At 57.4% G+C, this 13124-nt stretch carries 10 protein-coding genes and 1 pseudogene; 4 read left to right on the top strand and 7 right to left on the bottom strand.

Annotated features, from left to right (window positions below):
* Nucleotides 1–81: 81 nt before the first annotated feature.
* The 4 genes from ACR9YP_RS11765 to ACR9YP_RS11750 all read right to left on the bottom strand — a co-directional run bounded on the left by ACR9YP_RS11765 (nt 82) and on the right by ACR9YP_RS11750 (nt 2561).
* Entirely contained in the window at nt 82–981 is a 900-nt protein-coding gene (locus ACR9YP_RS11765; RefSeq protein ID WP_474219839.1) for a beta-keto acid cleavage family enzyme, read from the bottom strand.
* A gap of 136 nt (nt 982–1117) precedes the next feature.
* A complete protein-coding gene (locus ACR9YP_RS11760) occupies nt 1118–1402 on the bottom strand; it encodes a hypothetical protein (RefSeq protein ID WP_474219838.1) in 285 nt (94 codons plus the stop codon).
* Nucleotides 1399–2040, bottom strand: a complete 642-nt coding sequence (locus ACR9YP_RS11755) for a hypothetical protein (protein WP_474219837.1) — start codon at nt 2038–2040, stop codon at nt 1399–1401. Before ACR9YP_RS11755 ends, ACR9YP_RS11760 begins: the two co-directional genes overlap by 4 nt.
* Nucleotides 2041–2270: 230 nt before the next feature.
* Nucleotides 2271–2561 (bottom strand): hypothetical protein, encoded by a 291-nt coding sequence (locus tag ACR9YP_RS11750; RefSeq protein WP_474219836.1) that lies wholly within the window; start codon nt 2559–2561, stop codon nt 2271–2273.
* 416 nt (nt 2562–2977) lie between these two features.
* Here ACR9YP_RS11750 and ACR9YP_RS11745 point away from each other — a divergent pair, with 416 nt between their 5' ends.
* Both ACR9YP_RS11745 and ACR9YP_RS11740 read left to right on the top strand, forming a co-directional pair.
* Complete coding sequence (locus ACR9YP_RS11745) at nt 2978–3400, top strand: hypothetical protein (protein WP_474219834.1); 423 nt, start codon at nt 2978–2980, stop codon at nt 3398–3400.
* 716 nt (nt 3401–4116) lie between these two features.
* A complete protein-coding gene (locus tag ACR9YP_RS11740) occupies nt 4117–4581 on the top strand; it encodes a hypothetical protein (protein ID WP_438101931.1) in 465 nt (154 codons plus the stop codon).
* A 325-nt stretch (nt 4582–4906) separates the two neighbouring features.
* Here ACR9YP_RS11740 and ACR9YP_RS11735 read toward each other — a convergent pair whose 3' ends face one another.
* Both ACR9YP_RS11735 and ACR9YP_RS11730 read right to left on the bottom strand, forming a co-directional pair.
* Nucleotides 4907–7324, bottom strand: coding sequence for a CaiB/BaiF CoA-transferase family protein (locus ACR9YP_RS11735; protein ID WP_474219833.1), 2418 nt, complete (start codon nt 7322–7324; stop codon nt 4907–4909).
* Nucleotides 7325–7410: 86 nt separating this feature from the next.
* Nucleotides 7411–9049: pseudogene (locus ACR9YP_RS11730) on the bottom strand (flavin-containing monooxygenase).
* Nucleotides 9050–9506: 457 nt separating this feature from the next.
* On the opposite strand from ACR9YP_RS11730, the gene ACR9YP_RS11725 reads away from it, so the two are divergent.
* Nucleotides 9507–10325, top strand: a complete 819-nt coding sequence (locus ACR9YP_RS11725) for a methyltransferase (RefSeq protein WP_474219832.1) — start codon at nt 9507–9509, stop codon at nt 10323–10325.
* A 117-nt stretch (nt 10326–10442) separates the two neighbouring features.
* Here ACR9YP_RS11725 and ACR9YP_RS11720 read toward each other — a convergent pair whose 3' ends face one another.
* Entirely contained in the window at nt 10443–11810 is a 1368-nt protein-coding gene (locus ACR9YP_RS11720) for an MFS transporter (protein WP_474219831.1), read from the bottom strand.
* A 494-nt stretch (nt 11811–12304) separates the two neighbouring features.
* On the opposite strand from ACR9YP_RS11720, the gene ACR9YP_RS11715 reads away from it, so the two are divergent.
* On the top strand, nt 12305–12931 hold the full coding sequence (locus tag ACR9YP_RS11715) for an FMN-binding negative transcriptional regulator (protein ID WP_474219830.1): 627 nt from the start codon (nt 12305–12307) through the stop codon (nt 12929–12931).
* Nucleotides 12932–13124 lie beyond the last annotated feature (193 nt).

Raw genomic sequence — 13124 nt, 5'->3', positions numbered from 1 at the left:
AGCGCCCGCGCTCAGGATCTACCTTGAACGACGCATCGAATGCGCGGGCCAGCGCACATCCCTTCCACTCGAGGGCGGCGACTATCCCAATTTGCGAGGCACCAGCCCAAGCATCGCTCGAGCCTCCACTGCAGTGGCGGGCTCGTACCCAAGTTCTCGGATAATCCTTACCGTCCGTTCGACCAGCCGCACGTTAGTAGCAAGTATACCCTGTTCGAGGTAGAGATTGTCCTCTAGCCCGACACGAACATGGCCACCAGCGAGCACCGCGTGAGTTGTTGCCGATAGCTGCGCTCGACCGATCCCACTAACGCAAAACATCGCTCCTTTGGGAAGATTCCCGACCAGCATGTCAAGGATCTGCGGAGTGTACGGCAATCCGCCCTGAATTCCACGATCGGCACCCAGAACGAAATTGACCCAATAAGGGGGCTTATCGAACCCTTTATTGATGAGACGTATCGGATCTTGGACAAGGTGGGAAAGTGAGAAACATTCCCATTCAGGTTTGATGCCTGTCTTTTGGAATCGTTTCGCCATGATGTCGCAGCGGGCCGGCGAGGTGTTAACGACAATCTCACGTCCGCCAAAGCTGGCCAAAACGGTGTGAGCGTCAAATGTCGCCATGTCGGCGCCAGCCTCGAGTCCTTTTAGGCGCTCTTCGAATATAACCTCATCAAGACCGGGCTCTAGGGATCGCACCATATCTCCATCAACGCCTCCGCCAGTGCTGTTGTTGATGATGATGCTGCACTTTTTCATTATCCGAGAATTGATGTCTTGGTAGATTTCCGGATTACAGGTCGCGCCGTCGTCTGGCCTGCGCGCATGCAGCGCCACGATAGAGGCACCCGCATCGTAGCACCGGTACACATCCTCGGCGATCTCCCCGGGCTGGGTCGGCAGGTGTGGGTTTTGCGATTTTTTCACCACACCTCCCGTCGGAGCAATCGTGACAATCACTTTGCTCTCAAACTTCATACTGCGCCTCCTGTCATTGACAGCTTAAGCCATTCAAGGGCGGACTTGTGGAGCTGCCCAGCTCGCGCCAACGGCTGGGTAGCGAAGACGTCGCTTCGAAACGGCGTTTGTCCAGTCATTTCATTCCTTCGGCGGGTCAGAATTCAGCGTACGCAATGCCAGTGAAGTTGCTCTGAGACCAGAGGAGATTGTGTTTGTTCTTTCCATCAAGATCGGCGGAATAGATCGAGCCGGCGAGGTCCGTGATGAACATCTGATTGCCGGGAACATCGAGTGCGATACCGATTCCCTCCATCAGGTGCGTGATCAGAATTTCCGGCTCCGTCTTTACATCGACGCGCGCGCGATTGACTGTGTTGTCGCGGGGAGGATCACCGCGGTCCGCGCCAATAGAGAACGCGGTTAGCAAGGTCCAGCTCAAGGTGAATCGGTTCCGGCAAACCTTCGAATAGCACCTCGATGTCGGAGCGATTTGCCGGGCTCTCGCCGTTCGGAATGTCGATGTTGGCGCGGAAGATTTCGGCCTTGACCGGCATTATCAGGACCTTTTTGCGTCCAATAGAGCTGGCGGCGCTCGGTGTCGATGGTGACGCCAATGCACCACCTCGTCGGGTCGCGCCGGTCCAACTCACCGCGGCCTGCCTCGATGAGCGTCTCTATGTCCGAGCCGTCGAGATTGCACCGCATAACCCGCATCCCTTCGCGGTCACACCAGTAGAGCTTGCCGCATTTGCGATCGAGCTGGATCTGCTTCGGTGTGAAAGTGGCTCCGCTGGGAACGATGACTTTACGAGCTGTTCCATCGATATCGGCGCGCTCGATCGAGCCATCGTTGATGGCGACACCTGATCCCATGTTGGTCCAGTAGATATGACCAGCGCGGGCATCAATTGCGACTCCGTCAGGAAGCCGACAATCGGCAACAATAACTTTTCGATCGGAGCCATCTGGATTCATGGCTTGAATGCGGTTGGTGCTCACCTCGAGAAAGAACAGCCGACGAACTACCAACTCCGGGTCGGGCGACACTTCCGATGTGACGGAGTTTGCGTCGGTCATGTTCTCCCCTCACGATTGGTCGGATGTGCTAGGCGCAAGATTGCGCTCCAGGATGCGATGCTTGCCGAACCGAAACTGTTTCGTGCATGGGTGAGAGTCGATCATCAGTTGTTTGGCACACTGAATTAGCTTGCATTTACGCACTATCCTGCGGCAATCCGGCGGCTGAGCTGCAGTTCGCTATCTGCCAGCGGCAGCCGATTTGACCGCCGGCGGTACCTCCTGTTGCGTCATGGCACCATCGCGAGCGGCGGAGCAATGACCGGGCCGCCGGCGTTGACGACATCCCAGCACTGGTGCGCGGAGCCAGCGCCCCCGTTTATGCCGGTGAAGAAGTCGCTCCACTCGTAGATCCGAGTGACCATTGGGAGCGCTTTGATGGAGGGCCGCGCGGCCAGATCAGCGGCGGAGACCGGCGCGGCCAGTGCGATAAGCGCTAATGTGCCCAGCAGGACTTCTTTCAATTTTTTGGCTCCGTTCCGTATCGATTTCCTTGATGGTTGATCGACCACGATAGCCATGTGTCCGCCCTCTGCATCAATTGCCAAGGCTGGCAGTTGACTGCACCGCAAGCCTTCCCTGAGCATTCGCCCGAAGAACAGAATTTGATGTCTGGAAGGTTAGCGATTTAGTCGTCCGAACAGCCGATCGATGAACCTCAATCTGAATCTTATTCCTCTTCACACTTATGTAGCGACTAGCAGAAGCGACTTTGACTAGGCGTGCGAGAGCTCGTCTTGTTCGCCGTGCGGGTGACCAGACCGAACACAAGCCCTGTTCCGCTGATGCGCATCCTTCCGCAGAACTAGGCAGAGCGGCGCCTTAGGAGCCCCTTTCAGTTCATCTGCATCATACTTTCGTCCGTGGCGTTGGCACACCAATTGCTGGAACACGACTACGAAAGAACGTCCCCACTTCGATGGTCGAGAGAATATCGATGTCAAACCCGAATTGGTTCTCATGGTACTCTTTTCCATTCTCTGCGCCACTCAGCGGGGCAGTGGCTCAGGACATTGAAACAAATGTTGGCGCGCAACTCGACGACGATGTAGCCAAAAAAATTAGCGTAACGGAACGGTTCGACGCCCTATCCGACGCCGTGGAAGAACTTGATGAAAAGCTCGCGACGCTCGCGAAGGCACTCGGGCAGACCCCTACACTGGAGACCTTCGGGGAGAAATCCGGGCAGACAACGCCTATGCGGCGCCTAAGAAACATGGTAGATGCGGTAAACAAGATCAAAGACCGTCATCGCCGAGACGCCGATCTGGAAGCTAAGCGCGCGCTGAGCCGCCTGAAGACCGTTGACCCTGCGCGGTACAGCGAATTCATTCGTGAGTACGAGGAGGGCGGCCGCTGACATTTGATCGCTCGATAAGCGCGTCTTCTGTCGAACAGCATCATTGCCGCCCTCCCAGGTCGATCAGCCCTGGATGGAAAGTTCTTTCCATACAATGTTCGGCCTAGAAGAGCGGCGCGACATCTCAGTGGTCTCAAACAGATGCCACCGATTTGGAACTTCGAGGCGCTCTGGTGAGATGGCGCCGCCAGCCGGCCGCTACTACGGTACGATCCGTCCAGGCGATCGCTCTCGGTTGGGATCTTCACCTCTGTCGGCCCGACGACGCGGATGCCCAAACTTCTACACGAAGGCCGATGCATTCCGCGGGGCGCCGCGCACAGTACATAGTTTCCTGTTCTTAAATGAAGGGACTCGAACACGTCGTTAGTGGCACGGCGATTGCTAAAGTAGAGTTGGACGCGGTGATGGGCGACGATGTGCTCTTGCAGTCTCCAATCCAGGGGTTCAGATGAGGGCTTCTCGTTCGATCAATCAAAGCCATGCAGATGCTGCCGCCCCTCAGGTGCGGAGCCGCTCTTGGCGTCGCGGCGCCGAGCTGAGGACAGCAGCAGCGTTCACTCCTACCGCCATGTTGCTACACAAGAATCCTAAGGCCCGCCGGCGACGAATTTCTGGTGTGTTTCGACGAACTGCATTTTACATCGATGCCTTTGCCACGCTGGACGATTCCAGCGTACCAGTGCTGTCGCGATCGATCATAACAGGAGATGAGGATGACGAAGGAAGCCGGAATCAACGATGACGTCGGCGGTGCAACAGGCGGATTTCAGGACTTTGCCAAGCAAACCATCGAAACGCAGACGGAGTTCTCGAAAAGATTGTTCGACATCTATTGGCATTGGCAGGAGCGAATTCAAACCGAATCTACGCAGGCGATAGAGCTCTTCGGGAAGGTCACTTCCACGACCTCCGCAAACGATCAAATCGGCTATCTTCAGACCTGGATAAAAGGTGCCACGCAGCGGGTCTCGCAGGATGTGATCTATTCGATTGAAACCGCGAAAGCCCTCGCGAACGTCGACCTTCCGCTGTTCGCCAGCCCCGAGCTCTTCAAGCCGACAGTTCTCTTCCCTCCTTTGGCATCGTTCAACTTGCCAGCCGGGGCTGGGATCAACTTTCATTACGGCTCTTGGCAGCTGCCGACGCTCCGGATCGAAGGCGGTCGACCAGAGCGTTGAAAGTTGGGCTTCCTTATCAGGAGTTCACGGTATGACAGGGTCTCTGAAGGGGCGCCACCAGCACATGCCATTGGTGCGTTGTTCGCAATGATGTTCGCTCCGCCGCTCGCAAAGCCAACAGCAACATTTCGGCCCGGCTATGATCGTCAGCCAAGCCGGGCCTGACTGCACTAGATCGGTAGTCCAACCCGGTGGTGTCGTTACGGGCGCCTTTTGCGTCGCTACTCTCGGACCAGCAGATGCCGGCAACATCGGCATCACTACGTTTTGGTCTCCTGGACGTCGTTGGCTCGACCATTAGGTTCACGACCAGTTGTTTGCTGTGCTAGCTCCCGTCGGAGAGCATCGACGTCCCGATGATTCCCTCCGAGGCCAATTGTGCGATCTCGGCGCAGGAGAGCCCGAGAAGTCCTGATAGGATCTCATTGTTATGCTCTCCGAGCGTTGGCGCCGCTGTGCGGATCGCAACCGGCCCCGAACCGTCGCGGATCGGCATCGACGGCTGTGGATGCAAGCCAATGAACGCGCGTTCCACTTCCTGTAGAAATGCACGCGACCTGAGATGCGGGTCCGTGAGCAGGTCAGTTGGCTGTCGGGCCACGCCGGCCGCAATTCGTCCCGCCTGCAACTTCGACATCGCCTGGTCGGCATCGCGGGTGATCGTCCAGGCTTCGATGGCCCTCTCTATCTCGTCCTCGATACAGCGGCGAGCTTCTGCAGATTGCAGCGATACGTCTATTGCCCAGTCTGGCCGTCCGATGACGATGGCGAGCCTCTGCCACATCTTCTCGTCGATCGCGGCGAGCATGACCCAGCTGTCCTCACCCGAGCACCGGAAGGAGCCATACGGAACGAACTGCGGATGTCGAGTACCATACTTAGGGAGCGGCATGCCGCCAATCGATTGAAATGTGATCCACGGCGCCGCAAACGGCATCATGCATTCGATTTGCGCAACGTCAATGAACTGTCCGCGTCCGGTATTGCGGGCGTGAATCAGCGCGACGAGAACTGCTGCGCAGCCGTTCAGCCCACCGACGGCGTCCCCAAAGGCGACATGGCTCATTACGGGTGGCCCGTCCGGATTTCCGACGACGATCGGCAGCCCTGACCCCTGCTCGAGAGTCGAACCGTAGGCCCGACAATCGCGATAGAGGCTGTTCGCGCCAAAGGCTGACATCGACAACATGACGAGCCGAGGATTGAGCCTTCGGAGCACATCGTAACCAAGCCCGAGCTTCGGCAGCACATTAACCGAATAATTGTCTACGACGACATCGGCTCCGGCCACAAGACGCTTGGCAAGAGCGAGGCCTTGGGGCCGCGACAGGTCGAGCGTGATGCCCCGCTTGTTGCGGTTCATGACGCAGAAGGCTTGGCGCCTTTCGTACATCTGAGCGTCGACATAAGCGGGCCGCCGGTCAACGCCACGCCACCAATCCGGATACCTGGTGGACTCGATCTTGATGACATCCGCGCCAAGATCAGCCAGGGTGCGCGTACACAACGGGCCCGCCCAGCCCATCGTGAAGTCGATAATGCGAACCCCACGCAACGGCTGTCGTTCGGCATCGATGCACGTGGACGACCGGGGCCCAGCCAAAGAGGGCTGCTTTGGGATATACGCGACAGGTTGCTGCTCGCCGGGAGCTGGAACCCTGCCCCCTCGACGCGGGGGCGTCAATGTCAGCCGCTGTGTCGACCCTACCGTCATGCCCTCTTCTTGGCCTAGGACGACAGGCACGATTGCGCCGCGCTCCCTTTTTTCTTTGTCGAGGAGCAGATCGGATATGTCGGGTACTGGTACAATCGGGATCTTCCGCTTCAGTCCCTCCGCAAACCACTCCTGCGCTGTCCGCGTCTTCAGCCGTGGCATGAATTGTCGCTCGATCTCCTCGATGTGCTGCAGACGCTCTTCACCGAGGGACAAAGCCGGACTATCGCGGAGTTCGAACAGCCCGAGCATATCGCAGAATGCGCGCCATTGTGCTGGCGTGAACGTGGTAACGCCGACCCAGCCGCTTTTGGTGTCGTAAATGCCGCCCGGAAAAACCGGCCAGAAGCGGTTAATGCCAATCCGGCGCATGACCTCACCACGCGCCGAAGCCTCGAACATGAGATATTCGCTGATAGCGAGGCTCGATTCGAAGATACTGACCGACCACGACCGTCCTGACTGACCCTCCATTTGTGCCACCGCCGAAGAAGCCACCGCGATGAAACCCCACAGACCAGCGAGGATACCGGTTTGGAAATCGGGCGCGTGCAGCGGCGGGCCCTCGGCCGGTCCAACAAGTTTGATAAGCCCGGCGAGCGCGCGGATGGTCGCATCGGTTGCGGCGAATCCTGCATAAGGACCCTCGCGGCCGAACCAGCTTGCTTCGAGGTGGATCAATCTGGATCGCCGCTGGCGGATCGCGACGATATCGATGGAGGGGCAATTCGTCGGATCAATGTCCCTACCGTCAATCAGAATATCGCAGTTCTCGATCATCGCAGTCAACTGCGTGACCGCGTCCGGAGCAGCTGGGTCAATGATCGTGCTTGACTTGTTGAAGTTCAGGAAAGCGAACCAAGCGCTCTGGCCCATTGGAGTGAGCGGCGCGCAGCGCCGAATTGGATCGCCTGCTGGCGGTTCGACCTTCTGAACATCCGCGCCGAAGTCGGCAAACAATCGCGCGCAATAGCTGGTTGCCGCCGAGCTACCAATTTCGACGACCCGCAGATCCGACAGCACTCCCATCGTGGCTCCATCTTTACAGTCAAAGGTCTTCAATCGGGAATTTTGACTGTCACAATTGCTCCCGCCGGATTCGGTCTAAGCAGGAACTAGTGTGTGGCAAAGCCTCGATAGTCGCTTGCGGCCACTTCGTCGCACTTTTTCCGATAGCTGCCTACGCCACCTGTGTAGGAGAGTACTCGCCGCGGCTTCCCTTCAACGTTTGATCCCAAGTACCAGGAATTCGTCTTTGCGATCAGCATTGCGTTGGCGAGCTCATCGTGATGCGCCACCCATTGATCTTCCAACTCTTTGGAGGGTTCGATCACGTTGAAGTTTTTGTCACGGAGATAGCTGATGCATCCGGTTATCCACTCGACCTGCTGCTGCAAGCAGGTGGTCCCGTTGCAAAGCGCGGCGACGGGGGCAAGCGGTGCCGCGGTCGTGAAGAGATTGGGATAACCGTGCACCTGCAACCCCATGGTGGTCCGGATGTCTCTGCGCCAATCCTCCTTCAGCGATCGTCCACCGCGACCGCGGATGTCGATGCGGGTTAAAGCGCCCGTTCCTGCGTCAAATCCTGTTGCCAGGATAATGACATCGAGCGCGTGAACTGTGCCGTCGGCGGTCTGAATGCCTTCGGCCGTGATGCGCTCGATTGCGTTCGTCTTAACGCTGACAATTTCCACTTGCTCGATGAAACGCCTCGAGGAAATTCTGCTCCAAGGGGACTCGATGGGTGCCGAATCCGTAATCGCTCGGGATCAAGAGGTCGCACAGTTTTGGATCCCTGAGCCGCTCGCGCATTTTAGCGCGCACGAACTCGGAGATCTCAGCGTTCACGGCTTCATCGACGAACAGTTCGGCGAAGGACGATACCCACAACTTTATAGAACCATCTTTCCAGCAGTCTTCAATCACCTTGCGGCGCTGTTGCGCTGACAAATCAGCCCAGGCGTACTCAACATCAAATTCGAAGCCCGTGAACGTGTGTGGCAGCCGTTCGGTAAGATCTTTGAACTTTGACTTATAGGCTTCGACGTCGGCGGCCGTGTACTTGGGATTCTTCATGGGGATGATGTATTGGGGCGTGCGAACGAACACCTTGAGGTGGTCAACTTCTTCCGCGATCGTTTGGATTACCTGAATCCCCGTCGCCCCGATGCCAACCACACCGACACGTTTGCCCTCAAACTCAACCCGATGCCGGGGCCATCGCGCTGCATGGAACACCTGCCCCTTGAATGTCTCCTGCCCAGGAAAGGACACATGGGGGGCCGAAAGCATACCGCAGCATGTGACGAGAAAGTGGGTATCGATCACATCACCTTTGTCGGTTGCGACTTCCCATCGCTCCGTCGCTTCGTTGAAATGACAGCTCTGGACTCTCGTGCCGAACTGAATGTCCTTGCGCAGATCAAGCTGGTCCGCCACGTAATTCAGCCAACCTTCGATTTCGGGCTGGCTCGGAAACCTTTCGCTCCAGCTCCATCCCTTGTAGAGGGCTTCGGAAAAAATGTAATGGTAGACGTAGCCCTCAGAATCGACGCGCGCACCAGGATAGCGGTTCCAATACCAAGTACCGCCGACGCCCGAGGCCGCGTCGATCGCCCTGACGTTCAGCCCGAGCTGTCGTAGCCGATACAATTGATAGAGGCCGGCGATGCCGGCTCCGATTACGAGGGCATCGACTTTCGCAGTCGCATGCCTGCCATTAACAACATTGGCCCTGTTCGTGGTCTGGCTCATTTCTCCTCCCGGCTATTCTTGCGACCTGGCGAGGAGAACAGCAAGGATCGTACCAGTTGGCGGGCCGCCATAGTCAAGCGGAAACACACCGCCTAGAAAGTCGCGACGACTGCAGTCGTCCTATGAGCTTTGAAGCAATTGCGACATATGTCTGCAGCATCACACCGCCCTCCGGCGTTGGAAGACGTGCAGGCGTATGAGATTCGTCAAGTCAATACGCATGGCTCTTCTACATTTTTCCTCATCACTGAAGAGCTTCCGACTATCCGATTGACGGCCGCTACTCCGAACCACGCGCGAGCAAGTTTGCGAACGGTCAACTAACAACACTAGCAATTGATCTAAATGACAGACACGTGTCACCTGATTGCTTGCTGAACGTCGGATTGGAGCTTTCCGACATGCAGCAATAAGGTCATTCGGGGATACGAAATCGTTCTGAGAAGGACTTGCGGCAATGCATTCGTCTACTCCGACGTCACGCGCCCAAAGATCTGAAGCCGCACCTATCCCCTCTCCGGATATTGCTCAAATCATCAAGTGGCGCGACAGCTCCTATGCCGCAGATCTGTTTATCGCCGCAGTCTCATGGCTTGATCTCTTTACTTACCTGGATGGCCAGCCGGTAACCGAAGAGGAACTGCGAGTTCACTTCTCTCTTCGCGCGCGGCCAACACGGACCATGGTTCGACTCTTCGAATCATGGGGCCTCATCTCCAAGCAATCTGGCCGGCTACACGCAACCGCAACAGCCCTTCAGTATCTGAGCGGCAATTCCGGGGACAACATCGCGTCCTACATTGCAACGATGAAATATAAGCCTTCCGTTCGGGAACTGTATGAGATCCTGCGACAGGATGGCTCTGATACCTGGCACATTGAGCGCGGCGTCACCAAGTCTTGGGACGCCTTGATGCAGACGGACGCGTTCGCAGATCTCAACACACGCGGGATGGAGGAACGCGGACGGATCTTTGCTCCGCACCTCGCAACGCTGCTTGATTGCACGAACGATACCCACGTACTCGATGTAGGTGGGGGATCTGGTGTGTACTCCGCGCATTTGTTGATGCGCTATACGTCACTCTCGGCAACAATATTTGAGCGCCCTCCCGTCGATCAACTTGCACGGACGTGTCTGAAAACTCGTAATTTGTACCCGGGTCGCGCCAATGTCATAGCTGGCGACATGTTCGTTGATCCCCTGCCTGCGGATGCTAGCGTCCACCTCTATTCGCACGTGCTGAAGACGTACTCGCTTCCATGGTCAGTCTAGGCTTTCCTGCTCCGCTTCGAGCCGGCGGAATGCGCTGTGCCCATGTAGAAGTTCGAACGTCCATGTCACTTCCAGACCGGTGAAGATCCAAATGCAGGCGATCGCCTCGAGCAGAATTTAGGGAATCTGCGAGTTCGTCTCCAGTCTCAACGGAGCGACTCGAAAGGTAGAAATGGTGGTCGCGCTTTGAGACAAACTGAAATGACCCATCAGAAATCCAGAGCAGGTTTCGGGGTGACGATTCCATCGTGTGCAATCCCTTCTCAGTCCAAGGACGGCAACAGCTCGAATGACCCACGCCGCCGTCGCAACTTCCGCAGGTGACCGGTCACGCATGAAGATAATAGCGAGCCCGACGCCGATGATGCCAATCAGAATGGCCCCCACAGCCAGTGATGTGACCCCGCTAATTTCGATGAGGAGTCCGCCGATAAAAGCGCCGATCGCGACGCCCGCGAAGGTAATGGAGCTGTTCATTGCCAGTACCAGCTTCGATCTATCGCCCGCCAGACCGAGAAGACGGTGTTGGATGGGAACGAGATACATGTAGCTCACGTTGCCCGAAAGAAAGGCGATGAGCACGGTGACGGCGCCATCGTGTCCGTACGCAATCAAACCAACGAACAGAATTAATTGTGCGCCTACGGCCGCGATCAGGACTTTGAAAGGGCCGAAGCGGTCGGTCAGAACGCCGCAGGCTGCGTTTCCCGTCACGGCTCCCAAACCGTACGCAAAGAGCGCAGCCGAGAGCAGTGGCACTCCGGCAAGCAGGGAACCGGTGATGAAGACGCTCACATAGGAGTAAACGATGAACTCGGAAACGACCACGAATAGCGTCACGGAAAGGATGCCGTAGATGATCTTTGGGAAGCCTTTCGTGGTCGGGCCGTTTCCGCGGTCCGGCGCCTCGGCAGGAATACCAAACATCATGGGGGCGACGATTAGCAATGCGAGAAGCCCGGCAATGACGACAAAACCGAATGCGAAGCGCCAGCCGATAACATCTGCAATCCAACTAGTCGCGGGAGCGCCGGCAACCTGCGAAACGGTCATGCCGCCGAAGATGAGGGACAAAGCGAAACCCTTGCGGGCTGGGGGCAGGAGTTCGGCCGCCAGTGCGGTGGCCGCCGGGGTGAACATCGCCGCGCCGTAGGCCGAAATGACGCGACCCGCAGCAAGAATGAGAAAATTGGGAGCGATCGCGCAGATCAGGTTGCCGATGATGAAAATTAAAACGGACAGGATCTGGACATTGCGGCGGCTTATTGCCTTGAACATCCACGCATTCAGCGGCGCGAAGGCTGCGTAGCAGAGGGCGTAGATGGAGATGATCCAGCCCGCGGCACCAATTGAAATCGAGAGGTCACGAGAGATCACATCGAGCGCGCCGATGATGACAAAAGTCTCCAACCCAATCGCGAACGCAGCGATGGTAAGGGCGGCAAGGATGAGCTTCGTTCGTGCGTCGGAAGCGGACGAGGTCATGACAGTGCTCGTTCATGTTATTGTGATGTGTTCAAGGCAGCACGTCATGCAATTCAGGATAGAGGCTTGCGATAATCGTACCGGAATAACGGGGGACGAGGTCCGTACTAGCAGCCAGGTTGTCACACCTCGGCAATCTCTTGCATGATCTCGAGCTTGTCGGGATGTGGAGCGCCGATCTGCTGTCAGCAACGCCCGCGTCATACATGCCTTCGAGCAATTTTTGTGCCGCAAATTTCGAGAGGAGGCGCTGATCCGAATTGCCCAATCGAAAGGCTTAGGCACCTACGCTCCGCCCTGTACGACTACCGCCGACACAGCCGCTTCATCCGTCCGGACGCGGCCGGCCGCGTCATGGGCTACTCGGCCCTGGATGCGCAGCAGATTGATCGCGGTGGACGTGATCGCTGGCAAACTGGACCGGTAAAATCGACACAAGCTGGCCGTTTCAAGCAGGCCAGATTCTCACTATCTTTCTAAAACGGAGACACGCGATGTATATTCCCCCCGCCTTCAAGGACGACGTCGAGAGCATCCGGAACACTATCCGTAGTGCCCGCTTGGTCAACTTGGTCACAGCTACCGCCGACGGACCGGTGGCTACGCCTCTTCCGCTCTTTCTTGAGGAGAGCGAGGGCGACCACGGCACGCTGTACGGACACCTCGCTAAGGCTAACCTGCAGTGGCGTCTGTCGCCGCTCGGCGAGGCCCTCGCAATTTTCGCGGGCCCTGATGCCTACGTGACGCCATCCTGGTACGCGACCAAGCAGGAGACCAATAAGGTCGTGCCGACGTGGAACTACGTCGCCGTCCATGCCTACGGGCCTGTCGAGTTCTTTCAGGAGCCGGAGCGCCTGCTGGATGTTGTGACGCGCCTGACCAACAAACATGAGGGTGCACGCCTCAAGCCGTGGGCTGTCTCGGATGCACCCGCGGACTTCATCGCATCCGAGTTGCGCGGCATCGTGGGGATCCGGATGCCAGTCACTCGCTTCGAAGGCAAACGCAAGATGAATCAGAACCGGCCGGAGGCGGATCGTGTCGGCGTCGCTACGGGCCTCGCTGCGAGCGAGAACCCTCGGGATCGCGAGGTCGCTGCTCTCATTCCGCTACCAGTGTAAACGTCCGCTACAGGATGATGTTTCTTGCCTGAATCGGGGTTCCCAGAGGAGACAATCTCATCCGTGGCCAGCATCGATGACGCGACCCTACTCGACATGCGTGAACGCCCTCTGGCGAGGGCTCACGCGGGTGGGACGGTTCGTTCAATTACAGACGTGCTTCAGACCAGCCCTTCCTGTGTGACGAAATGGA

It is taken from the genome of Bradyrhizobium sp. BR14999 (assembly GCF_056106085.1).
This window is presented reverse-complemented; position numbering and strand designations above follow the sequence as displayed.

Bases quoted from the DNA above. Each gene is read 5' to 3' on its own strand.
- ACR9YP_RS11765 (WP_474219839.1), bottom strand. From the start codon at position 981: ATGAAGTTTGAGAGCAAAGTGATTGTCACGATTGCTCCGACGGGAGGT.
- ACR9YP_RS11735 (WP_474219833.1), bottom strand. From the start codon at position 7,324: ATGGGAGTGCTGTCGGATCTGCGGGTCGTCGAAATTGGTAGCTCGGCG.
- ACR9YP_RS11725 (WP_474219832.1), top strand. From the start codon at position 9,507: ATGCATTCGTCTACTCCGACGTCACGCGCCCAAAGATCTGAAGCCGCA.
- ACR9YP_RS11750 (WP_474219836.1), bottom strand. From the start codon at position 2,561: ATGGCTATCGTGGTCGATCAACCATCAAGGAAATCGATACGGAACGGA.
- ACR9YP_RS11715 (WP_474219830.1), top strand. From the start codon at position 12,305: ATGTATATTCCCCCCGCCTTCAAGGACGACGTCGAGAGCATCCGGAAC.
- ACR9YP_RS11720 (WP_474219831.1), bottom strand. From the start codon at position 11,810: ATGACCTCGTCCGCTTCCGACGCACGAACGAAGCTCATCCTTGCCGCC.
- ACR9YP_RS11755 (WP_474219837.1), bottom strand. From the start codon at position 2,040: ATGACCGACGCAAACTCCGTCACATCGGAAGTGTCGCCCGACCCGGAG.
- ACR9YP_RS11740 (WP_438101931.1), top strand. From the start codon at position 4,117: ATGACGAAGGAAGCCGGAATCAACGATGACGTCGGCGGTGCAACAGGC.
- ACR9YP_RS11745 (WP_474219834.1), top strand. From the start codon at position 2,978: ATGTCAAACCCGAATTGGTTCTCATGGTACTCTTTTCCATTCTCTGCG.